Source organism: Clostridium zhoujianii (assembly GCF_051590805.1).
In the GTDB taxonomy this organism is placed as follows: Bacteria; Bacillota; Clostridia; order Clostridiales; family Clostridiaceae; genus Clostridium.
Genome location: NZ_JBPUTF010000001.1, coordinates 727986 through 753820, shown reverse-complemented (window position 1 = coordinate 753820; position 25835 = coordinate 727986). Strand labels below are relative to the sequence as shown.

The 25835-nt window shown below is 29.5% G+C and carries 12 protein-coding genes and 1 pseudogene; 2 read left to right on the top strand and 11 right to left on the bottom strand.

The window, feature by feature from the left end:
* Nucleotides 1–2 precede the first annotated feature (2 nt).
* Together ACSYT2_RS03395 and ACSYT2_RS03390 are read right to left on the bottom strand one after the other, a co-directional pair.
* Nucleotides 3–10391, bottom strand: coding sequence for an RHS repeat-associated core domain-containing protein (locus ACSYT2_RS03395; protein ID WP_438383488.1), 10389 nt, complete (start codon nucleotides 10389–10391; stop codon nucleotides 3–5).
* 22 nt (nucleotides 10392–10413) lie between these two features.
* Nucleotides 10414–12141 (bottom strand): glycosyl hydrolase family 18 protein, encoded by a 1728-nt coding sequence (locus tag ACSYT2_RS03390; RefSeq protein WP_438383486.1) that lies wholly within the window; start codon nucleotides 12139–12141, stop codon nucleotides 10414–10416.
* Nucleotides 12142–12704: 563 nt separating this feature from the next.
* Here ACSYT2_RS03390 and ACSYT2_RS03385 point away from each other — a divergent pair.
* A pseudogene (locus ACSYT2_RS03385) lies at nucleotides 12705–12884 on the top strand (IS3-like element ISBce13 family transposase); the annotation flags it as partial.
* Nucleotides 12885–13365: 481 nt separating this feature from the next.
* On the opposite strand, the gene ACSYT2_RS03380 reads toward ACSYT2_RS03385, so the two are convergent.
* The 8 genes from ACSYT2_RS03380 to ACSYT2_RS03345 form a co-directional block, all read right to left on the bottom strand.
* A complete protein-coding gene (locus ACSYT2_RS03380; RefSeq protein ID WP_438383483.1) occupies nucleotides 13366–13557 on the bottom strand; it encodes a helix-turn-helix domain-containing protein in 192 nt (63 codons plus the stop codon).
* A gap of 30 nt (nucleotides 13558–13587) precedes the next feature.
* Nucleotides 13588–13758, bottom strand: a complete 171-nt coding sequence (locus ACSYT2_RS03375; protein WP_438383481.1) for a hypothetical protein — start codon at nucleotides 13756–13758, stop codon at nucleotides 13588–13590.
* A 1135-nt stretch (nucleotides 13759–14893) separates the two neighbouring features.
* The gene (locus ACSYT2_RS03370; RefSeq protein WP_438383480.1) at nucleotides 14894–15037 is read right to left on the bottom strand and encodes a hypothetical protein; all 144 of its coding nucleotides are present in this window, start codon (nucleotides 15035–15037) and stop codon (nucleotides 14894–14896) included.
* A 583-nt stretch (nucleotides 15038–15620) separates the two neighbouring features.
* Entirely contained in the window at nucleotides 15621–17009 is a 1389-nt protein-coding gene (locus ACSYT2_RS03365) for a DNA cytosine methyltransferase (RefSeq protein ID WP_438383478.1), read from the bottom strand.
* On the bottom strand, nucleotides 16999–18306 hold the full coding sequence (locus tag ACSYT2_RS03360) for an McrC family protein (protein WP_438383476.1): 1308 nt from the start codon (nucleotides 18304–18306) through the stop codon (nucleotides 16999–17001). Before ACSYT2_RS03360 ends, ACSYT2_RS03365 begins: the two co-directional genes overlap by 11 nt.
* The gene (locus tag ACSYT2_RS03355) at nucleotides 18299–21052 is read right to left on the bottom strand and encodes an AAA family ATPase (protein ID WP_438383475.1); all 2754 of its coding nucleotides are present in this window, start codon (nucleotides 21050–21052) and stop codon (nucleotides 18299–18301) included. The genes ACSYT2_RS03360 and ACSYT2_RS03355 overlap by 8 nt, the downstream gene beginning before the upstream one ends.
* Nucleotides 21053–21056: 4 nt before the next feature.
* Nucleotides 21057–22178, bottom strand: coding sequence for a DNA cytosine methyltransferase (locus tag ACSYT2_RS03350; RefSeq protein ID WP_438383473.1), 1122 nt, complete (start codon nucleotides 22176–22178; stop codon nucleotides 21057–21059).
* A 625-nt stretch (nucleotides 22179–22803) separates the two neighbouring features.
* Nucleotides 22804–23505, bottom strand: a complete 702-nt coding sequence (locus tag ACSYT2_RS03345) for an N-acetylmuramoyl-L-alanine amidase (protein WP_438383472.1) — start codon at nucleotides 23503–23505, stop codon at nucleotides 22804–22806.
* A 70-nt stretch (nucleotides 23506–23575) separates the two neighbouring features.
* Here ACSYT2_RS03345 and ACSYT2_RS03340 point away from each other — a divergent pair, with 70 nt between their 5' ends.
* Nucleotides 23576–24169 (top strand): sigma-70 family RNA polymerase sigma factor, encoded by a 594-nt coding sequence (locus ACSYT2_RS03340; protein ID WP_438383470.1) that lies wholly within the window; start codon nucleotides 23576–23578, stop codon nucleotides 24167–24169.
* A gap of 299 nt (nucleotides 24170–24468) precedes the next feature.
* Here the strand turns inward: ACSYT2_RS03340 and ACSYT2_RS03335 are convergent, their stop codons facing one another.
* Nucleotides 24469–25749, bottom strand: coding sequence for a competence protein CoiA family protein (locus ACSYT2_RS03335; protein ID WP_438383469.1), 1281 nt, complete (start codon nucleotides 25747–25749; stop codon nucleotides 24469–24471).
* Nucleotides 25750–25835 lie beyond the last annotated feature (86 nt).

Genomic DNA, 25835 nt, shown 5'->3' with positions numbered 1-25835 from the left:
TCTTATGGTGTATCAGGATGTAATCCTGGAATTCCTTCACCATGTTGTGCTGGATTGTTATAAGGATTCGGATGATAATGAGGATTTGTATGTGATGGAATATCAGATCTACCATGGTCAGTATAATCATTATTACCTATTCTTCTTCCATATCTATCAAATATAGTTTCTCTTATATACGTTTCTCCAGTCTTACTATTAATCTTAACATCTTTAATACTTCTTTCTCCTGGTACTGTATATAATCGTTGCCTTGTGTTTATGTTTTTTCCATCCATCACTTTATATACAAGTTTTCCATTTTCTTTTACTTTTTCAATTGAACCCGCACCTTGTTTCCAATATGATCCATATCTAGCTGCTTCTGCTGGCTCCATCATATCAACGAAAGTTTTTCTAGGGTTACTTACACTCTCACCTGGCAATCCTTTTAACAAATTGCCACTGTTATCACCAGCAACAGGTCTCTCTAGTGGTTCTCTCTCTATCTTAGGATTAGTCTTAGGACTACCATTGTTAGATTTTTGTGGTGTTTTAGTCCTTGTTCCACTATTTGACCATGGTCCTGCTGCTTCCATACCTACCATACTCGCCATTCCTGACGCTAATCCAAATAAATGGTATGTCCCCTCACTAAATCCTAAAGTATTAACCACAAACCCCTTTAGTGGATTTACACCAACCAGAGAATCCATACTTTCACTTAATCCATATGATAGGCTCCCTATACCACCTGCTATCATTCCCGCACCAACAAGTCTTGCTCCTGGCACAGGCATCGCCAGAGCTGCTATTCCTGACACTAAAGATGATACTCCAACAACTGTTGATGTTATCCCAGTTACAAGCTTTGGTATATCTATTTTCTTTACATAGTTTACTACATTGTCTGCTATATTACTTACTTTATTTTTAATAGTATTAACTGTACTACTACCCCAATTCTTTATACTACTATATTTATCCTTAACCCAACTAACTGCAGCATTTGTCTTTTCCTTAACCCAATTTACCCCATTAGTTATCCATTGTGGCCAATGTCCATTTGGATCATTATAAATTAGAGGGTTATTTTCACAATAGGTATATAGATTTAAGCTAAGTGGATTATTAGTATCTCCCCTATAGCTGTCCTCCTGAACAAATCTTCCTTCTACTGGGTCATACATTCTTGATTGAAGATAATAGTAATTTACTTCCTTATCATAAACATAACCGGCATATCTATATGGATTATCAAAACTACCACTTTCCTCAGTTAAATTACCAAAGTCATCATAGTTATAGCTTGCAAGTTCTTCGTTATTATTGTCCTTAACTCCTATAACATCTCCATGTCCATTATATCTATAATAACCTTTTTCATCCCCTACTTCCCTACTTATAAGTTTTTTGCCGTATACATTTCTAGCATTTACATTACTATTTGAGTCTAGCTCCATAAGTACATCAGTACCATCATACAGATACTTTGTAGTTTTGCCTTCTGTTTCTTTTTGAACTCTTAAACCTTCATAGTTATATTTATTAGTTTCAAGAAGTATATCATTTTCCTTAACTTGTACTAACCTATTATAATTATCATACACTAAATTTCGTTTATTATAAACTTCATTAGTATTTTGGGCAGAAGTATCTTGATAAATTAAATTACCGTTACTATCATAGATAAAGGACGTTTCCAAAGTCTTATCTGTACTTCTATCAATCTTTTTAATTAATCTATTTTCTTTATCATACTCATAGTTATTTGTGTTGCTTTTGCTATCTTTAGTTATTGTTTCTGTCTCTCTATTACCAGCTTTATCATAAGTATACTCTGTTCTAGCTCCATCAGACTCAAATTGGTATTTTAATCTGTTCACCTTATCATACCCATAACTTTTACTTCCTTCAGTACTACCAAAGAACGTTACATTTTTATTATTATCATACTCATAACTACATGACCATTCAACTTTTCCACTAGAGTCTTTATGTCCCATATTTTTTATTGTCATATCCTTATTGTATGAGTAACCTTCAATGGATTGGTCAGGGAATACCGTTTCTTTTAAGGTTCCATTTGCATTATAGTTATATTTAATTTTGTCTTTTCCATCTTCAACTGAAACTAGTTTGTTCGTTCCGTCATAGGTTTTAGTTATTGTTTTATTACTTGGATCTGTAATCTTTTCTTGATGATAATATTGCCTTGCCATTCCTGGTCCAGCTTTAGGTTCAATTTGTATATCATATTCATATTTTAATGTTCCATTATTATCTACTGTCTTTTTAGTTACCCTATTTTGAGAATCATATTGATAGCTTGTTTTATTTACCGGGTCTGAAACACTGGTTATATTACCTACCAAGTCGTAGGTATAACTTGTAGTATCATCTCCATTTTTCTCTTTTATCTTTCTACCAAAGCCATCATACTCATAGCTTTTAACATTTTCGTTTCTATCTTTAATATTTTTTATTGAACCATCAGCATTATAAGTATAGCTTTGAACCTTGCCAATAAGAATACCTTCATTAGGAGCAATTATTTCAGATAGATTATTTGCCACATTGTAAACATAATTTGTGATATTTCCTTTTCCATCTGTGATACCTGTCCTATTTCCATTGTTATCATAGGAATAAATTGTCCTTTCAGATAGGATGTTTAGAACAGATTTTAATCTTCCTAAGCCGTCATATTCATACTTAGTGGAGTTTTTATTTCCATCAATACTTTCTATAATATTTCCTAGTTCATCGTAACATTTTTCTGTTGTATGCCCTTCTGCATCAGTTAGAAGTCTTACTCTATTATTATCGTCATAATCATATTTTGTTATATTATTTAAGCCATCAGCTTTTGATATTAAATATCCACTTCTGTTATATTCATTTTTCTCTGTCGTTAATCCAAAGGAATTTACTACTGAGCGTACCCTTCCATATTCATCATAATTTTTACTAGTTTTATTTCCAAACTTATCCCATTCAAAAATCAAGTTATTAAGGGAATCATATTCCCACCTTCCTTGTAGCTTACCATTTAAGTTTTCCTTTATTTTATTTCCTCTTAAATCATAAGTATTCTCTGTAATATTGCTACTTCCATCCTTAAGGCTAATTACATCTCCATATGAATTGTAATCATAAAACTCCTCTATATTTTCTTTTTCATTAGGGTGCGTAATTGACTTTGAAAGTATCTTTCCCTCACCATTATATTTATAACTCTCTTTTCTTCCTGAAGATGATTCTTTTAAAGCAAGATTTTCATTACTATCATACTGATAAGTATAATTTTCTTCACCAATAGATTCATCACCTGGCAGTTTTTGTGTCTTAACTTTTCCAAGAGAATTTATTGTGTATTCAGTTTTATTTCCATTTCCATCAACTGATGTTAATAGATTATTTACTAAATCATAGGTATTTCTCTGTAATACAATTCTTTCACCTTTTGATGATGTATATATTCCTTCCAAAGTACTTCCATATGAATTTAGCTTGTACTGAATTTTATTACCACTAGAATCTACCTCAACTGTTTTATTATTGAATACATCATACTCATATTTTTTTGTATACTCTTTGCCTTTTGTCTTACTGTCTGGATTTAATATAGAAGTCAGGTTTCCATCTAAACTATAGTTATACTCTTTTCCAATAGCATTGTTTATTTTTTCTTTATAGTTCCCTCCTGCTGCACTATTTAACTGTTCTCCATCAACTTCCTTGATTAGGTTCCCTTTTGTATCATACTTATATCCTTTTATTCCGTTAGCTTCATTTGATACTGCTTGAACTATAACCTTATCAGTAACATTATCATATAGGCTTAAAGTCTTTCTCCCCTCTGGATAATAATTATCTTTCTTTATGTTACTTACTTCTCTCTTTAGTAAATCATAACTATATTCAATTGAACTTCCATCATTATAGATCTTTCTTTTTAGTAACCCATCATTAGAATATTCACCCTTATAGTAATTTTTTTCACTATCTGTATAGGTTTTTATATTTTTCGTATCTCCTAAGTAATCATAGCTTTCAGTATAGCTCTTAATTTCACCACTTGAATTTTTAGTTGTTTTCTTTTCCTGTTTTAGCCTATTTAAGCTATCATATTGCTTTTCGCTTTTACTTCCATCACTTAATGATGTTAATGTTAAATTACCATTCTTATCATATTCATATAATGTATCTAAAGAGATTTCTCCAGTATCAGTTATAGTGTTTCCTGCTATATCACCCTTTTGGGTAAGTTTACTTTCCTTCTTTACTTGCCCATTAGCATTATAGGTATATTGATTTTTAATATATTCAATACTATTCTTATATTGATAAACTTCTTTAACATTTCCATCGTTATAATAGGAATACCCTATTTTCCTTCCTTCGCTATCTGTCATGCTCTTTACTTGTCCTGCTTCATCTAAAGCATAGGTCTTAGTATAAAAGTTTTTAGGTATTTCATCTCTATTAACTAGTTCTAATCCAACCTGCTCTTTTACCTTAACTCCATCTACGTTATACTCATTTATTTGGCATTTGTATTTTATATTATCATTTTCAGACTTTACAGGAGTATAGACTTTTATTACATTCCCATAAATATCATAAGAATAATATGTTGGAGCATTATTTTCATCTATGCTATTGGCTAAGGTTCCGTTAGGATTATAAGTATTAATAACGTTACTTACATTATCTGTTTTTTTACTAAGGACATTATCCCTTGAATCATATTTGGTTATTACTTCTTTAAAAGCTGATTTATCAATATACTCTTTTGTTTTTTGGATTATCACGTACTCATTACTTGCATTCCCTTCGTAAGAGTATTCGTTCTCCCTTAATGTAACTAATTCACTACCTTCGCTTTCCCTATACTGTTCCTTTAATACATGTCTTAATGCATCATAAGAGAAATAGTGTATACCTCCAAGAGAGTTTTTTTCTGATGCTTTGTTTCCATAAACATCATAGGTATACTCAGTAGTATTTCCATAACAGTCCTTTATGCTTTTAACAAGGCCTGTATTGTAATAACTATAAGTTTTAGTAACATTAGTTCCTATATCTTTGGGAGATATTTCTGTTTCAACTTTATCAAACTTATCATAACTATATCTTGTGATATTATTCTCTCCATCTTCTTTTTCAATAAGCTTGCCCTTGTTATTGTATTTATATTTAGTAGTCTTTGCTTCTTGATTTTCTTCTGTAATCCTATTACTATAATCATCATAACTATACTTACTAGCCTTACCTAGTTCATTAGTTTCTGTTATCACATTACCATACTTATCATAAGTATAAGATTTCTTAGATCCGCTTGGCTGTATTTCATTTTTTACTAACCCATTAATCTTAATTGTATCTGATATAGGATAGTATTCATATTTTGTTATGGCAAACTTTGTTTTATCTGAAGTATTAATATACTCATCTACTCCATTTAAAGGCTGAATCTTCTCAAGTAATAGTTGACCCTTACTATCATAAACATAGAAGGTTTTATTTCCTACCTCATCTATTTCTTTTATTAAATTATTATTGTCGTCATACTCATATTGTTTTTTTGAATTACCTGGTCTTATTTCACTAGTTATATTACCTTTATCATCTCTAACAAATGTAGTGCAATTCTTCTTTTCATCAAAATAGAATGTTGGTTCTCCTAAAATATTATTTTTATCTTTGTCTAACTTATATTCGGTTCTACTACTATTACCTTCATTATCTACTGTAGAAGTTAGAAGTAAATTAGAGTCATAAATCATATCAATTATTTTTCCATGACTATCTTTTACAGTTACCTTATTATTTAGATTATCATAGGTATAGCTATATACATTATCATTTGCATCTTTTAATGATGAAATTTTTCCTTTACCTTTCTCTTTCTCCTTATCATTTTCATCAACCTTAACATAGTCTATAGTTTCTATGGCTTTATTATCCCTTAGTATTTGATGCAGTTTATTATTCTCATCATACTTATAAGTTTCTTGTATATTTCCATTTACATCAGTAACAGATAATAACATTCCATTTGTATAGTTATACTTAATAGTTCTTTTATTAGCACCGTTTATTTTTTCCTGAATATTAGTTAATAGTTTATTTGAATAGGTAAATACATATTCTCTACCAGCTTGGTCTACTATTTTACTTATTACGTTCGTATCATACGAAAACTTTAATGTATTATCCTCTTTACTATGGATTTCAATTAATTTTCCATCTGATGAGAATATATATGTTAATCCATTTAGCGTCTTTACTTTATACTGATTATTTACAAACTCTAATGTATTTCTAGTATCTCCAGCTTTATACTTTCCATCTGTTCCTTCCTCAAAGACACATACTTCCCCTCCAGGTAAGGTAACGATTTTAGCATTTGTATCAATATCCGGATATTTATCCTTTATGTTTACTATTGATGAATTGTAATAAAAGTTCCATCCTTCTCCAAGTATACCCTTATCAGTATTTCTAGAGCTATACATCCTTGAAAGATTAAGATCCATACCAAGGCTCTTAACTACTAAATCATCATATTTTTTATTTAAGGCACCACTTCCTGGATTAAATTCATCATTATACATAGCCTTCTTTAAATTGTATCCATAATCATTTAATAGTTTATAGGTCTCTTCACTTACTTTAGTATCATCTATAATAACCTTGTTTCCTTCTATCTCTTCATTACAATATGGTATAAAGAAACCTCCCTTTCCATTTCCCGCTGAATCTCCATGATACTCGAATACATAATGTGAACCTGAATAATCATTACGCATGTAATATGCTGTTGGACCATTTTTATCTCCCCAATAATTATATTTTGCATCAATATAAGTTATTTTTTCATCATTTGTAGATACCCCATAATATTTATTACCAGAAATATTGTTATAATTAATTGAACATAAGGGGTCCCCATTAGTGGCAAAATAATTAATCCCTACTGAATTATTTTTTATGTTACAATTCAAAATTGCACTTTCATTATTTTTCCCAATTTCAGCTTTTTCTTTATCATAAGATATATTAATTCCATATGTGTTTCCAATAATATCGCTATCATATATAGATGTAGGACTATTAGAAGATACACCGTATCTCGAATTTTTGATAATACTATTACTAATAGTTACTCCTTTTCTTGCGAAAATACCAGTATCATTATTAGTTATTGTAGAGTTTAATACTGTAACTTTTTCTCTTAAATTTAAGCCTATTGCGCAAGAACTAATTGTGCATTGTGTAATAGAGACTTTATCATTATCTGAAGCAAACCCATCATTTTTAGTATTAGTCAAGTTATCTATTTCACACTTACTAAGATAAGTTTCTCCAAGATTATATATAGTAGCACTATATATTTTACTACTTCCTGATGTCTGATATAATCCGCCACCAAAATGCTTTGTACTTATTGCTTTATACTTTCCACCATCAGCTATACCAATTTGATATCCGTAATCACTAGGTATTCCAATATCCTTATGTGGTATTGGTGATTTAGAATTTTGAAATGAAGATATAATTACCTCCTTCCCTTCACTTCCATTAGAATTTAACTCTCCTTTTATTCTTATATAGCCTATTGCAGAAACCTCACATCCCTCATCTAATTGCAACACTGTACCTTCACCTATAATTAAATTTCCCAATATATACTTATATTTTCCTTGCCCTAAACTTAAGTTAACCCTTAAAGTCGTACCACGTAAAAATATTCCATCTATATTGTTATTTTCTATAGTATTAGCTTTTGTTGCATCATTTGTATTTATATCATTTATGAATTTTATACTTCCATCACCTGTATCAGTTATAGATGAAATATTAATAAATATTGGAGCACCCTTCAATATTGATGTGTCCCCATATACGTCTTTAGTAGCGACTGTATCTTTTATTATATTTTTATAAAAGTTAATGTTTGATAAATTGCTGCAATTAAATTCAACACCATTCTTATTATTCAAATATATAGTATTATTTATTATATTTAGGGGTTTGTGAAGAGTTTGAAGACCACTTCTTCCAACAATAATTCCTGTATCATTTTGATTTATCCCTTTATTATTTAATATATCTATTTTCTTATTTACTGCATACCCTTCACTATCACGTACATATATACCTGTTTCATTTTCATTTATTACACTATTAGTAATACTGCTGTTACCTGTAAATTGCTCACCTATATCAACTCCAACTACCCATTTTGAAATTGTAGTATTATCAATTACACAGTCTTTATCGCCATATGTCCATAAAAAATATCTACTTTTCTCATTTCCAAGAAATGAACTATTTTTTATATTTACATATCCATTACTTAATATAAAATTCTCTGTTACATCATTAACTTTATTTTTTTGAATATAATTAGTATAATCAAAATTTAGTTTTCCATTTTTCTCAACAGAAATATATCCTCCATATGAATTATCCGTAATATCAATTTTACTATTCTGATTTCCTACAAAATCTAATTCTCCTTTTACAATAAAACCAGGATTATCCATCTTAGAGGAATTAAAAGTAACTTTTTTACCTGCTGGTATTACTAGTTTTGTACCTTCAGGTATTTCATACCTATGATCTATAACAATCTCACTTCCACTAGTATCTAACTCGCTAATTGGTGTTGATTCATATAAAAAAACATATATAGAGCATATAGATTTATTATTAGCTAGAGACCCTTCTGGCTCTTTTCCATCATATCCATATTTAGAAACATACATTGGATTGTCATTATAACTAGATGTAAACATATATTTCACTCCATTTCCGTATGTTTCACCTACAAACTTAATTCTAATATTTGTTATTTCATCATTGTCAATCCCAGCTTCTTGCCCTTCATATTTCCAATCCTGCCATTGCTTCTTTAGTTTTGAATAAACCTGATACATAATAGTTGTACCCTTAGGCTTATTAGATAAATTAATAATAAATTTATTTATTCCTTTAACTCCTGGACCATAACCATTTTCGTCAGAACCATAGCTCCATTCCTTAGAGGTACCTCCACAATCACCGTATGTCATTATATTTAATTTAGGACTACCTTTACAAAATTCAAAATATACTCCATCTATTTCTTTAGTGTTCTTATTAGTCCCTTCTCCCTCTTTTCCATTACTTCCAAAACTAGAAATATATTTCTCATTAGAATCTGTGATTGTTCTAAAGTTATATCTTAGATCATAATCTTTATTTCCATCTAATATTGCTCTAAGATTTGTTATAGTTTTTCCTTCTTCTCCTGCTGCTTGACCTTCTTCTTTCCAATCTTGCCAAGCATCATTTTCTTTAATAAAAACTTGATACTTTAACTTACTATTTGTAGGCTTCTTATCCATAGATAACTTTATCATATTAAGAGGAGTACCACTTACTCCAGTAAAATCCTTATCACTTGTATTAATCCATTTCCCATTTACAAATATTTGAGTATTAATTTTAGGTAATGCTTGTACAACGTTAAATGTAAAAGATGCTATAGGTTTTGTATTTGTTGTAGGATCTACAGGAATTTCTCCCCTAGATACAAAAGATGATATTAATGGACTTTTATCATTAAGATTACTACAAACGTTATAACTTACATCATAATTACTACCTTCAATCCAAAATCTAAGGGAGGTAATAACTTTATTATCTTCACCTGCTTCCTCTCCTTCTATTTTTGTATTTTGCCAGCTTCCTTCCTTCTTAACCGTATCATAAACATATACTTGATATTTAAGTAATGATTTATCTTTTTTAGATATATTAGTTACTTTAATTTTTTGTATTGGAGTTTCTTTAGAATTGAGTTGTTGCCAATCCCCTCCATACATTTCTTCCCAATCATTTTTATCCCCAACATTTCTATATACTTCAACTTTATATTGAGGAAATGTATCTGTAATTCCTACTTCTGAAGATAATGCTCTATCTCTTAACATAATATTATTTGACACATTTTTAGAGACATTTTTATTATCATCCTCTAAATTTATTTTTTTCTCTTCACTCCATTTGCTAAAACCATTATCAACATATTCTCTTACTGCCACTGTAGTATCATTTAATCTTTTCAAAATCGGATAAGTAAAAGAATTAGTACTTGTTTTAAAAATATGATTATCTATTTTTATTTCATATTTATTTTCCGAACCTATTTGTAACCATGTTATGTTTATTTGATCATTTTCTTTTTTAATCGTAATTATTTGAGGTGAATCTTCAATTGTTGCATTATCATTATTTATTACAAGCTTTTCTTCTACTGCCTTAACATTTTTTGAAAATATATTTAACGGTTCAATAAGACTAAATGCTAAACAAAGAAATAGAATTATTGCTACCCTTTTATTATTTTTTTTCATACTTTCCCCCCATATTACTATCTCAGTTTTTATTTACCCTCTCCCATGGTACCCAATCGCTTTCTCCAGGAATATTTCCTACATTTTCCCAAAGACATATCCATGGTTCACCATTATAAGTTACTAAATCGCCTTTTTTATAACGTTTAGAATCATCATATAGGGTGTAAACTTTATCTTCTTGCTGCCCTCCGTCAATCTTTCTCGCTACTAAAACAATATCGTATATATCTATTATTCCATCTACATTTAAGTCACAATTTTTATCAAAGTTGTAGTTTCCCTCAGAAATATTATATCTATAAGCTACTAATGATAAATCAAGCAAATCAATCTCTTTATCTCTGTTTATGTCTGCTAGCTCGTATACTTCCATCTCCTCATTACTTACCTTGTAGGAAACATCATTATAGTAATTTCCTTTTATAAAGGCATCGGCCATTATCGTATGCATTGGATTAGAATTCTTAAAATCATCTCCACCTGAATTCAATATTGCAATTCCTCCAAGATCTTCATCACTAACATAATTACATTTCGCTTTTAATGAATACTCATCTTCGTATGTAATAAACTCTTTTTCGTAGTAATTATACATATATGGAGTTTTACTAAAATTATCTCTATATTTTTTCCATCCGCTATTTTCTAGCTCTAAATTATTTTTTATGTACCACCATAGATACTTGTTGCCATATTCAGATAATACCCCATTTTCTTTGCTATCTTTAAATATCTTCTTACCAGCTTTAAATATACCATCACCATTTTTTCCATCTTCAACAGAACTTAATCCACTTGAATCTAAAGAAGAAGTTAATAATAGTTTTTCCGCTGGTACTTTGTATGTATCTTTTAATGAACTAATTATTCCATCTAAATCTAATTTAAAGTTCCTTTTATCCAAAGGATTTCTCTTTATTCCTTCTGATGCTTTAGTAGTTTCACTAGAGTCTCCTAAAAAGTCAGTTGACATTACTGAAATATAGTCAACATACTGCTGAAACTTATCCGGTTCTGTGCATTGAAGTTTACCTTCATCTCCAGATACAACTACTGTTAACATCTTATTTTTCAAATCCTTATTATTTAAGGTTTCTCTACATTCCTTTAATAATAATGTGAAATTTTCTTTATCTTCATTCCCTGCAACATTTCCAAAGTCTTTCATACTATCCATTAGCACAGGTTCTCGTGGAACACAAGGGTACTGCCAGTCTATATCAAATCCATCTATAAATGGATACTTTACTAAGGTATCTACAAGACTTTGTGCAAATATCTTTCTTCCATCTTCACTACCTGCTGTTTCATGGAACATATTACTTCTTGTCCACCCTCCAACAGATATTAATATTTTCACATTAGGATACTTTTTCTTGTAGTATTTATATTCACCAAAATGTCCTGCTAAGTTTTCTCCACCTCCATGACCAAATTTTGTTTCCTTTAAATCTGCCCACTCATCAGTTGGTTTAACTTTATAGTCACTACCAATTTCCCAGAAACCATGATTAACTTGAGTTATCTTATTCCAAGCTATATCTTTAGTACTAAATCCATCCACTTTGCTCTCAGGATAATATGACCAATTATAAAAGTTTGTAACTACCTGCTTCCCCGTATTTGCAGTTATCCCTTCACTATATGTTTCATTACTAATTACTGCTTTAGAAATCATTGTTACTGAAATTAATACACTTATACTTAAAGCAATAGCAATAGATATTTTTCTGCCCCTTTTTTTCATTTCGACCTCCTTATTCAATATATTTTTTGTATTTATAGCATTTTTTTAATATTTCACCATAATTTTACATCATATTATAATTTTTATCAAATTATTATATATATGTAACATTAATTAAAAATAAATAGCATCTAGTTAATTAGTGATTAAAAAAATGGTGTTGTCGCACTAAATAATTAGTGCACAGCTCTTTTTAAATAAAAAATAAATTCCAAACTCCGATGAAATTGAGATTTATAGTAAAATATAATTGTAAAAAACAATACTTTACAAAAAGATTATGGTATAGCTACAATCTGTTAGGTTCTAGCTATAGCACGAGCTAGTTATTACGAGGCTTTAAATAAAGAAAAGTTACCAAGATCTAAAGAAACTAGGTTGTTGAAAGAATATATTAAAAATATATATTACGAAAGCTAAGGCAGATATGCCTCACCCAAAATCCATACACAACTAATAGAAATATATAATTTAAAGGTACATGAAAAATAGTTGAAAGGTTAATGAAAAAAATGAACTTGCATTCAGTAATTGTAAAAAAATATAAATAACATCCTAATAAGAAATGGATTAGCGATATTACATATATTCATACATTAAAGGATGGATGGACTTACTTAGCTTCTGTTATGGGTTTGTATAGCAAAAAGATTATTCGCTATGCTTATGGAATATCAATGACTACAGACCTTGTATTAACAGCACTTAAAAATTCCCACAACTCACAAAACACTCCAGAATGAGTTATATTCCATAGTATCCTAATCTATAAATATACTACAATCAAAAAGAATCCAAGATATAATACGAGCTTTACAGTATCATATCTTAGATTCTTTATTTTGTTAAACTATAAATTTTATTTAAACTTAATTGTTCATGCCATTAAAAGGCAAGGGCGTATATTAATATTTTCTCTTCATGCCACTGATACTATAAATATGGTACTAACGATTAAATATTTTATTGACATATATACCCGATGTGGATTCTAGTCACTATGAACCACCCCCTGCTATATATCCTATAGAATTCTTCCCTCTTTTCACGAACCAAGGTACTATAGTCTTACTATGGTGGTTTAATTAGAAATTGTATCACATCGGGGTGCTTGTCCTACTTTTATCAACTGCACATTATATTCCATTTAGTTATTATCAATATGTAAATAAAATTTTTAATTGTTATATTAAAATAGAGATGTAATTAAACACCTCTCTCACTTTAAATTAATTCTTTTATCTCCACTCCAAGAGCTATGGCAATTCTATTTAGTGTACTAATACTAGGATTGTCCATTTCATCTTTAAGCAGCCTATAACAATATGTCATGCTCACACCAGTAATTTTAGATAGTTTATAAGCATTAATGTTATGCTCCAGACAATATTGCCTCAACTTTTCATTCCCCATCATATAATAAATATCCCATCCCCTTTTATTCAATTAAAACGGCAGCTCATAGCTGTCTATGTATTTTTCTCCTTCAAATTCAACAAATATGTCATTAGGTAATATTACTGTAGTTGAACTAGGTCCTTTAGCTATGAAATCCTCTATTGAATATCCTTCCTTATTTTGAGTAAATCTAATTCCGTTATCAGTTACAAATTCCATCTTCATTACCTCCACTTATTGCTTTATAAAGTATTACTTTATACTAATATTATTTCCATTTTTACTACTTTATATACAATTTAAGTGAAGATAAAAAAATATTATTTACATATTTAAATAACCTCAGTGATCATGAAATGTGTAATGTACAACCATTAGCTTGTACACCCCATATGATATAATTCTCCCCTTATCCACCGATATTAACTATATTAAATATCATCAATTCAAAATATGGACAAGGCTCCGTCAGCCACTCCTCCATCTGGTGGATCATAGTAACCTTTCTTCATATGGGACTATATATGTCAATAATAATTTTTAGTTTCAACCGCTACTATAGTTAAAACTGCATTATCTACATAACCCTATAACTCTTATTAATTCTTTAGATCTAGTAACTAATCACCTATTCCAATAACAGAGGGTGGGGGGTGGGATACGTCCACCTTTCTACAATGGATATTGGTCGTTAGATGTTGTGCTCAAGATATATCGAGCTATATCGTTTGTAGAAGGTGGACAGAAGAACTACGTAACTCATCTTTACCCTAAATAAAATAATAGGCTGCTAACTTAATGTTTCGTTAAATGCTGTGCCTCAGGATATATCGAAACATTCAGTTTGTAGCCTTGCGAATAACATCTATAGTTTTAGAAAAAGGAGGGTGGGTGGGTTGTGTCCATCTCCTCACCCACTCAAAAATTAAAAGCTCACATAACAATAACACCTCCATATGCAGCTAACACTTTAGTTACGATGGAGGTGGACATATAGACAGAACATTAATCTTAGCTATATTATCCTTACCTATACAACTTCTATAGTTATAAAAGATAATAAACAGTTTAAGTACACTGCACCCCTACGGGTACCCAAAAAAGGACTAGCTTAATCCCAAACAGTTCTTAGCTAATTGGAGGCTCGAAGTATTGAGAGACTACAAGGAGCTTAGAAATGTAGGGTAATAGCCTGTACTTTTTAGGGTGTAGGTACCAGGTGCCCAAAGTCTCTTTATATGGTACACAGGTAATAGTAACTATAGGAGATAATACTCTAAATACTAAGTACCTATAATTAATAATGTTAGGATGTATTAGAAGTAATATTGTAGTCAATAATTAAAATATAATTCTAATAATCACTTAATAGTACCACCCTAGGGGCAGCTTTTGGCTGCTCCTTATTTATTTTTTTTTGCTTTGGACTAGTTTCATGTAATAGAGGAACATCTCTAGGATAAATAACAACTAAAGTAAAACCAATAATTAATAACATAACTTCTATAATCTATTTCTTGAAGTTAGTCCAAAGCTTCATTTCTGTCCACTGAATAGGTGGACAGGGCGGAGCTGGAAGAGGAAGTGGCACTAGTGTAACACCTGTCCACCTTCCTCTTGCATGCGGAGCTAGTTACAATAAAACCTACAATTAAAGAAAAAAATCTATTCCCTACCCTTCTATAATTTTATCAAGGGTATGGGAATAGACCCATTGTGATAGCTGAATATCTATAGTAAGATTCTCTTCTAGATATAATGAAATCTATAATATCACTACTTATATAGTCTATCTTTTTGAGATTGTCCAAATATTCCTTTTATCGGATAAATTATAGATAAGTTGAGCATCTGCCAACTTATCTATAATTTCAGATCTATTCATATGTATAGTTCTAAAGTTAATGACCATTTTTATTAGATATATACAAATCATTAATCTTAACCTTATAATGTTTGCTCATATAACATATATCGTTATAAAAAATAATTCTACAATTTTATCACATTGCCCCCTATAGGATCTCAAAAGTGACTAGATTAAAGATTTATTTTCAATAGCTTAAAGTAACTAATCTATATTATAAACTATGTCTAGCTTTTTCATTCTTATTGTTTAATACACATTTACACAGCTCTTTTGCTATTGCATAACTTAATAATGGTGGCACTGCATTACCTATTTGTACATACTGTTCCCTCATATTTCCAACAAAAACAAAATCATCTGTAAAAGATTGTAATCTTGCAGCTTCTCTAACAGACAAAGTTCTACATTCTGTAGGATGAATATATTCATAACCATCCATTCCAATATGTGCTATAACTGTCCATGCAATATCATCTGTTGGTAACTTTCTACAACGCCCTTTAATAACAGATGATGCAAATGAATCAAATAATTCAATTTCACTTTTTTCCTCATCGGTTAATTGAATATATCTTTGTCCTGGCTTTAACTTATCAAACATCTTTTTTGCCATTGAATTAGAAACTCTACATATATTATTGCATACAAGCTCTTGATTAACTCTCATAAATTTTTGATACTTGGTTAAATTATCAAACTCTTTGTATGGCATTCTGTCTAACCTCCAATCATCCGAAATATGAGGTAAATCACTAATTGCATTTTCAACTGTTACCTTATTAAGGTTATTTTCAACAAACTCGTTATTAGCAATCGGAAATGAAAAATCTAATTTCTTTAAATACCCACAAATAAATAATCTTTTTCTACTTTGTGGAACGCTAAAATCACTTGCATCCAATACTTCATATTTCACTTCATATTCTGGATGATTATCCTTTAAATATTTTAATAAATCTTTAAAAAGTTCCCCTTTATATTTAGTCATAAATCCAGGTACATTTTCCATTAAAAATGCTTTAGGCTTAAAATATGATAAATAATCAAGATAATTCTTATAGTAATAATTTCTTATATCTTTTGAAATGTCTTTTCCCAATGAACGAATCTTTCCTTGGCTTAATGATGAAAAAGTTTGACATGGCGGACTCCCTATTAATATATCAATTGTTTGATAATTTATTTTCTCTGCAAACTGTTCCGGTGTTACTAATGCTATATCACCCAATACTGTTTTACAATTTCTAAAATTAAGATCATGTGTAGCAACCGCTGCAGGGTTAATATCCATCGCTCCCACTATATTGCAACCAGCTAGTCTAAACCCTGAACTACTTCCACCAGCACCACAAAATAAATCTATTATATTTAATCCATTATTTTTAATATCTCTATTACTACAAAACTCTTTGGTGTTAGTTCTATTATTAATCTTAGAAAATGTATATTTAACTTTCTTCTCTAATATAGCAATATTAGCTTCATCTAATCCAATTTTTTCATTATCATCAATCCTTAATAGTTCAATAACTGATGTAATAGTTTCTGGTAGCAATAAATCTCCAATTTTATTGCTAGGAAATAAATATTTATTGTTCATTAATAACTCCTCTATAAAAACTAGTATTCTTTACTACTTCGCAAATGTTACTTATTAACATGTTATCATCTAAAAAAATATCTATACCAATTGCACTTATGCAAATGGTTCTATTATTAATTTGCTTACTTATTGTCCAATTCTGCTTATATCTATCGGTATTAATTGGATAAAACAATATTGCTTCGTTTGCTTCATATGCAATACAACTACAAACAATTTGATATAGGTCTTCTCTACTTGGTTTATTATTAATATTTGACTTATCACTTAAAACTTTATATTTTGCATCTAATACTAAATCATTTCCTTTATAATTCAACAAATCATCTGGTTTAACATAATAATCCAAACTATTTGTGTTATTATTTATAGCCAATAGCTGCTTAGCTTGTGCTTTGTGTAACATCTTTAAACTTGATGATGCTTTTTTAATATAATAACTAATAATATTTTCAAATGACCGCTCCATATTAATAATATATCCATTAATAGTATTCCCGCCTATTTTTCTTTCCGCTTTACATGAATTCCCTATAAATAAGTTCTTTGCCAACTGAAAGCTTTCAGTATAAGCACTAAATTGTTTAGGTAAATTTAATTTTTTTACAACTTGAACAGTTAAATTATTTGGACTTGTATCTATTTCACTTCTTAGTCTATGTAATTTTTTTTTTTTTCTTACATCAGAAGTTAGTCCAGCTAAAAACGTACAAGTCCAGGCTAATAATTGATTAAACTCATTATTTTCACTTATTTGTTTATATCTACACCAAGTTTTAGCGTCAACTATAGGCGAAGATATTTGCTTCTGAATTAGAATTTTCCCCCTAATAGCAGATAGTCTTTCTTCCTTCTGTTCATATTGTGAAATTTTACATTGACCTAAAGCTCTTGATAAGCATTGTATATAATGTTCAGCTATGGCATCAGCAAAAGAAAACAGCTCACCATTAATACTATACTTACTAAAATAAACTACAGACTTTATATTCTCCTTTGCACATTTTAATGTCCTTAAATACAATCTCTGTAGTCTTGTTCTTTGGTCCTCATAAGTAGAATTTTCATTTGAACAGAATTTTGGATACACTAAAATATTTAAATTGCCAAATGTTAAATTTCCAATAATACCACTTACATAGATAGTTCTATCATTTAAAAATTGAAAAGGTAACTTTCTTAAGCCTAATTCCTTCTTAATTTCTGCATTTAACTCCAATAATAGGGGTATAACATCTTTTTCATTATCCGCAAAAATATATTTTTTATTCTCCTCTAAAATAAGCTTATCCAACTTTTATCAACTCCCTAATGGCTAATTCTATTTCTTCTTCAGTAAGAGAAGATAATGACCTGACTTCGATTCCATGATAAAATCTTTGGATCAAAGGAGAATTAATACCTAATATCTTTTCAGCTACTTCGGTATCTATACACAAATCTTCAACTTGTACCAATAATTCATTTTCTATAATATTTATAAACTCCCTAAAGCTATTATGTTGCTTTAATCCCCATAATGCACCATGCCCAATTTGACAATTTTCATCTACGTTTTCTTGAATTCTTTCATTAACAGATTTTAAAATATCTATGGCTAACAAATTTCTCTGTGGAATACTTAAAGAGATAATATCATCAACTTCATTCAAGTCAATAGACATATTTCCAACCTCTAACCAGAGTTCTAGCATCTTATAATCAGGAGTTAATTCTATTATTAAAAATCTTCTTTTTAATGCACTATCAAGCCTATTATTTGAATATATAGATGGTGTCATCGTACATAAGAAACACATATCAGATGGAATAATTATATCTTCTTCATATCCCTGAATCTTAACTGCATCTCTTTTATCTTGTTCAAGTAGCGTAATTAGTTCCCCAAAATTTTCTGCTGCATTACTTCTGTTTATGTTTTCTAGAATCATAAGTCTACTACTATTTTTATCAATATTTTTCTTTGCTAAAGCTTTAACCATTCCATCTTTTATAGAATAGTTTATTTCATCTCCTACAATATCAGTTGCAATTCCTTCAATAACCTCATCATAAGAGGTAGATTCATGCCAATGCATTTTGCTTGTTTCAGAGAAACTAGGATCATTAGCTATAATTTTAGTAATAGTACTTTTTCCAACGCCGGAACAACCTGTTAATATTACATTTTTATAATTATGCAACCTACCCAAAATTCCAGCTACCTTTTTCTTTTCATATTCTTCAAAGGTTGTCACTTCATTCTCTTCTTCTATTTCTTCCATTCTATAATGGTGTTTACATGCATTTGCCATAGCATTAATAATAGCAGTACTATTTAATGATGTTAAATCCTTAATAATATATCCATATTCATTTGCAGAATAGACGATTTCTAAATTTTTATTACCAAATAAATCAGCATAGGCTTCTGAAGGAACAACCTCTTTTATATGCGGAATTAGTTTATTAGTAATAATATCTTTAAAAACCTCTTCAATATTGCTACTTGCTCTTGTTAATTCCCAGAAATAGCCCTGGCCAAACATATATTCCTTGCCACACCAATTTTGAATAAATCTATTTAAGTATTGCATTAATTGGCAACAAAAATCACAAAACTCTTTATCAATGTAAATATTGCTAGATAAATATTCTCTCAAAACCTCTACATCAGGTAATATTTCTATTACTTTAAACCTTCTTTTAAATTCAGTGGATAAAGGGCTTGTACTTTTATCTAGAGAATTCATAGTTCCAATAATATAGAAATCTTCTCCTACTGAAACAGATCTTATTACCCTTCCATTTTCCATTTCAACATCATAAGGAAGCATAATTGATTCTTTAGCTTTTACTTTCTTATCTAATAATGCAATAGTATTTCCAAAAACATCATCTGTTTTCGCTCGATTTATTTCATCAATGACAAGCAAAGTTTTATATCCTTGTTCTGATTTATCAGCAAGCTCTAAAAATGGACCTATATGGTTGGTATATCCCAATCTTCTATTTTTCACAACAGGCTCTAAGCCCACCACAAAATTCTCATAGGCATAATTAGCATGAAAAGTACACCACTTCATTGCACTTTTATTACTATTTCCCATTGATAAAAACGGTTCTTGGGTATTAAAATCATCAAAAATCGTATTCATTTTAAAAGTATTAACAATATCCATCAATAATCTAGTTTTCCCCGTTCCTGGTGGTCCATATAAAATAATATTATTATTTTTAGCTAAAGATTCCGACACTTGTTTATTACCTATATCCGGCAAATTCATTTGAATGTCGATATCTACATACTCCCCTCCTTTTTCATTAGAGGTTAGGTAACTTTTTATTAATGGGTGTAGATTATGAGCATGTACATTAGCCATTAAAGCATAATTACTTTCATTTCCATCATCATCTACACATTTAACTACTAAATAAAAGTTACTCTCAACTAATGTTTTTATATTTTTTATATTGCTGTCAGCTAGAAAAGTAGTATCAATTGTTAAAGAATTGAAGCCATCCTGAGTATCATAAATCCATTTTAGTAAATTCTCTCTTGTTAATGATTCACTTTCTAATCTTTCTGAAATGAATTCCTTTAATGCCGTAGCTTCATACTCTTCACCATTGATTTCAATGTACTTTGATAACAATTTATCCAGAATACGCATGTACCCCAGATACCAGATTTCAATTATTGCTTTTTCATGATTTTGATTTCTATCCCATATTTCATGATTAATTTTTACCGGATTTTTTCTAGCATCATTTTTATCTTCCCAAAGTCTAAGTGGATTCACTGAGTTTGCTAATGGTATATCGAATGTTGTTTTTAATGAAGTTCCATTTTGTCTATTCTGTCTCTCGATTTCTTTTTTTCTAGGAATAATTTGTCCGTTAGTAAATCCACGCCACAGGCCTGGATTTTCGTTAATAATATTAAAATTTTGTATTGCTTGATCCCCCTTATTAGAAATACCTGGACCTTGAATTCCATAAATCAAGCGTTTCACTTCACTACATATAACCTTTTTCCATGCTATATATTTTATTTTCATAACATCACCTCATATGCTTTTTATACAAATCTTTAATAACTTTACCTAACAACTCTGAAAACTTTGGTGGTACAGCATTACCAACGACTGTATATTGATCAATCATGCTTCCTTTGAAAAAATAATCATCTGGAAAAGATTGTAATCTCGCAGCTTCTCTTACAGTTAATAACCTATCACATTCAGGGTGAAAAAATCTCCCACAGGTTATTTTCTTAATACCTGCTACTATAGTGCCTGATGGTTTTTCCCATTCCAATCTTCCATACAAATTTTTTACAAAACCGCCACTTCCGTATCCCCCACTTTTCATCTTTTTAAGATGGTTTGAAAGAAGGTTATCTGGAATATCCTGTAATCCTCCACCATATGGAACAGTACTAATCCTATTTAAATTATCTGTTCTATATTTGAATACATTATGGTTATAAATAACTTTTCCATCTATCTCCAATTCATCTTCGCCTTGACCACTCTCAAATCTTGGTAAATCAAATATAACATCTTTCACTGTTTTAAATGTATTTCCTTTGGTATGATATTTTAATATTTTTTCTAATTCATTTGCAAAATCAACATTTTCCTTTAAGATACTTTTCTTTGCAGCAATGAGAAACATTCTTTTTCTGGTTTGAGCTAATCCTACTTGATCTCCACTCAAAATAGTTGTCTCAGCAAAGTATCCATTTTCTCTTAATAAATCCTTTGCAAATTCAGGATACTTTTTCCCTGACGAATGCTTCATACTTTGCATAGCTGTAACATTTTCCATAACAACAAAGTTTGGTCTTACTTCAATTGCAATTTCTAAATATGCATCTACTAGCATATTACGCAAATCCTCATCTTGTCTTTTTCCTAAAGTACTAAACCCCTGGCATGGCGGTCCTCCAGCAAGTAAATCTATTTTCTCAGTTTTTAATTTTTGAATTATTTTTTTTCTATCACTTTCTTCAGACAAATTTAATTGCATAAATTCGGTTTCACTAAATTTATGATACGATGTATAATTTACTTTAGCCATTTCCCAATAATCAGCAGCCACAACTTCTTTAAAACCAGCTTCAATAAATCCTAAAGACATTCCTCCACCGCCACAAAATAAATCTGCAAATTTAAAATCCATAATATTTTTTATCTCCATTCAATCTAATATTAGTTTTCTTCATTATAACATAATTTTCTTATTCAATAGTCTTGCAACTTCTAACAATAAACTTATTGATTTGATTCATATATACTTATTTTTTAATTATATTAAAATCCTACTCTAAAATATAGTAATTATATATTATCTTTTCATAAAAGCCAATATAAACATATATAATTCCTATTCCTTTACATATCCATGGCAAAATTTATCTAAAATACTATCACCACTATTATTATAGTTGATTCCCTCTAAAATACTAATCTCATCAAAATCCACCACTCAACTGTATTTTTTGCATTTAAATGTAACACTAAAACTTAGTATCAATTAATTTTAATTTTTTGATAATTTTTTCCAAAAACTAACTGGTATCGCTATCTATTTTTGTTTCATAATTAAAGTTTTGTAAATTCACCATATAATTTAAATGATTTTTTATACTTGTACTCTATTCTTATTTTTTATTTTAGGCAAAAAATCCTACTATATCAATATTTATTAATGCAGTATCGATATAGTGGATTTCCTTACAATTCTTAATTATTGTATTTTCTAATTTATACACCCTTAACTTTATTAGATTACCACATCACTATTTTTAATTAACTTTAATCTTCTGCCCCACACAAATCATATTCCTATCCTTAATTCCATTATTCTCAACTAGCCTATCAACACTAACCCCATATTTTCTGCTTATTCCCCACAAAGTATCTCCACTAACAACAGCATGGTAAACTGCTCCACTGTCATTATTGTTCCCTGAAGAAATGTTAATATTAAAAGCCTTACATATCCCCTTGAATATAGCCTCAGCCATTCTCTCTGAACTATATCTAGTCATATCAGTCTTACTATCACAGAAAGCACATTCAATAATGATAGCCTTCATATTAGTATTATTAATTACATAAAGATCTCTTCTATCCTTAACCCCTCTATTCCTTAATCCAAGTTGACTTATCTCACTAAGTATTACATTACCAACTTGTTCTGCTAATCCACCTGTTAAACACAATACCTCTGTCCCATATCCTCCAGGACAAGCATTATGATGAATTGATATAAAGAAATCTGCAGCGGCATTATTAGCAGCAACACATCTTTTACTCAAAGAATCCCTAAGTCCTGTTGCACTACTAGGAGTACAGTTAATAACATTAATTTCTATAGCTCTACACTTACTAATTAATAAATTACCAACTTCTCTATTAAGGTCATCCTCTCTCCTAATGCCTATTGCTCCAAAATCACCATTTACATTATGGCCAATATCAATTGCTAAAGTTTTTATTTTCATCTTTTAACACCTCCATTTAAGATATACTCATGCAAAGCATATATACTAAATGAGAGGGGTGATTTTATTTATGGATTATAACGAAATAGAGAAATTGGTCCTGAAAGCAAGAACTGGAGATAATAAATCTACTGAAAAGCTAATTAAGGAATTTCAACCATTTATATTTAATCTATCAAGTAAAAGTTTTATAGATGGATATGATATTACTGACATACAAAATGAATGCTATAAAGTACTATTAAATACTATTCATTGTTATGATATTAAAAGACATCGCTTTGTAGCTTATGCTACTACCTCAATTAGAAACTCTATCTACTTGCTTATAAGAAAATCTAAACGCAGATCTGCTACAGATGGTATTAATGCTTTAACTCTTGGTGGTGATTTAGAAGAACTTAATCTATCTGAAATAAATGAAATAGATGAAAATCTATGTAAGATATGTGAATCACAAGCCTTAAAGAATGCATTAAGAAAGTTGAATTCTGAGGAAAAGGAACTACTTGACTTCATAATAATAAAAGATAATACGGTAAAAGAATATTCTCTTATAAAAAATATGCACTACCAAACAGCTATTTATAAGAAGGCTACATTGCTAAAAAAACTCAATAGATCTATTGAAGATTTCTATATGCCAAAGATATTTTTCAACTAAAATCCTTAGGAATTTTGCTCCTAAGGATTTTTTATTTCCATTCCTCTCTTTTGAGAGTAATAGGATATAGATGCAAAGCTCCCTACAGATATCCATCGATACTTTGGGTAATAAATATGGTAGTACTTCTTTTACAATATCAACTTTTTTTACATTCTTATATAAATCCTTTATTCGGTGGTATTGGTGAAGCTGATTATCCTATGATGGGAAGTATTCTATAAAAAATGGTTGTTTAGTATTGCTGATACTAAACAACCATTTAATTTTCTAAAACCCATTATCCTAATAAGTATTTATCATCTCACCACACCTCTACATTTTATTGATATCTTTCTTCCTTCTTCGTAAACATAATCATTAAAATATTTGCACTTCTCACAAGTTTTTATATCTTCAATTCTTAAATCATGATCTTCCAGTTGAGACCTTGGACATTTATAAACTATCCCACTCCAAGTCCCGCTAAATTTTGTCCATTCTATCTTCTTTAATATGCCCCTGAAAACATCAAGATTTTGGGGATTTATTTGATACTTATATTGAGATATAACTTTATTAATATTTTTATATTGATACTTATGTGGAACTGGATTTATTAATATATTCTTTGCTGCTAATTCTTCAAAAAACTTTACGATTGCATTTGACACATTCATATAATTTTTCATATGATTTTTTAGATTACTTAGATCCTGTTTAGAGGTATATGTATTATGAAACCAATGCTCTACATCATCAACAGTTATTGCTTTTTTATATTTTTTATTAATGAATTTATCCCACACTATTAGTCTCCAATATGTTTTTATTGTGTAATATCTAAATATGAATAAATCATTTTTGGAACTTTTAAGTACATGCGGAAAATTGTTTATATCTACCTTATATTTATCCTTCAACCTTTCAAGATCCAACTCTTCAAAAGATCGTGTTTCAGGTCTTTTTTGCATTTTTTTAGCTAAAAGCATATCATCAATATTCTTTTTTTTACTATCTTCCACCCTATTAAATATCCATATCTTATTTTCAGTATCATTAATAATCTTATTCTCAAGTTCCTCTTTACTTAACTGAAATATTTCATTTTTATCAAAAAATATTTCAATTGTAGAAATATTACTTTTAATTATTTTATTCTTTTTTTCCTCATCTACTTTGTGTGTTACTGCAACCTCTATTACTAATGGTATGTCATTTTTATAAATTATTACATCCGGCTTAAAATCAAAATCTGATAAATATTTTTCTAATTCTATTTTGTCAAAATCTATTACTTGTTCTTTCACTATTTCAAATTCTTTGCAGTTTTTACTATACATTATTTGGGGTATTTTAATTTTCTTCTCTTTTTCAATTACTTCTTTTGCAAATTTATGCATAGCCGTTTCAAGATTATTAATACAATTTGAATTACCTTTATGTGAGAAATATTTTTTATTATGTGTACCAAGTGTGCTTGCCTTTAATTTTTCTCCACAAGATGGACATATACAATTACATTTAAGTCCATTTTCATTAGGGGTAATTTCATCAATATGAATAATTTTATTATCTCTTTCCCCAAATATAAAATACACAAAAATCCCTCCTACATTTATAGTTCACGCCTTAATATTCCTTCCACTATCCAATTGATAAGCATACTGTATAGACCATTGATATT

What these genes read in the sequence shown, in the direction of transcription:
- ACSYT2_RS03395 (WP_438383488.1), bottom strand. Translation starts at nt 10,391, where the DNA reads ATGAAAAAAAATAATAAAAGGGTAGCAATAATTCTATTTCTTTGTTTA.
- ACSYT2_RS03390 (WP_438383486.1), bottom strand. Translation starts at nt 12,141, where the DNA reads ATGAAAAAAAGGGGCAGAAAAATATCTATTGCTATTGCTTTAAGTATA.
- ACSYT2_RS03380 (WP_438383483.1), bottom strand. Translation starts at nt 13,557, where the DNA reads ATGATGGGGAATGAAAAGTTGAGGCAATATTGTCTGGAGCATAACATT.
- ACSYT2_RS03375 (WP_438383481.1), bottom strand. Translation starts at nt 13,758, where the DNA reads ATGGAATTTGTAACTGATAACGGAATTAGATTTACTCAAAATAAGGAA.
- ACSYT2_RS03370 (WP_438383480.1), bottom strand. Translation starts at nt 15,037, where the DNA reads ATGTTATTAATTATTGGTTTTACTTTAGTTGTTATTTATCCTAGAGAT.
- ACSYT2_RS03365 (WP_438383478.1), bottom strand. Translation starts at nt 17,009, where the DNA reads ATGAACAATAAATATTTATTTCCTAGCAATAAAATTGGAGATTTATTG.
- ACSYT2_RS03355 (WP_438383475.1), bottom strand. Translation starts at nt 21,052, where the DNA reads ATGAAAATAAAATATATAGCATGGAAAAAGGTTATATGTAGTGAAGTG.
- ACSYT2_RS03350 (WP_438383473.1), bottom strand. Translation starts at nt 22,178, where the DNA reads ATGGATTTTAAATTTGCAGATTTATTTTGTGGCGGTGGAGGAATGTCT.
- ACSYT2_RS03345 (WP_438383472.1), bottom strand. Translation starts at nt 23,505, where the DNA reads ATGAAAATAAAAACTTTAGCAATTGATATTGGCCATAATGTAAATGGT.
- ACSYT2_RS03340 (WP_438383470.1), top strand. Translation starts at nt 23,576, where the DNA reads ATGGATTATAACGAAATAGAGAAATTGGTCCTGAAAGCAAGAACTGGA.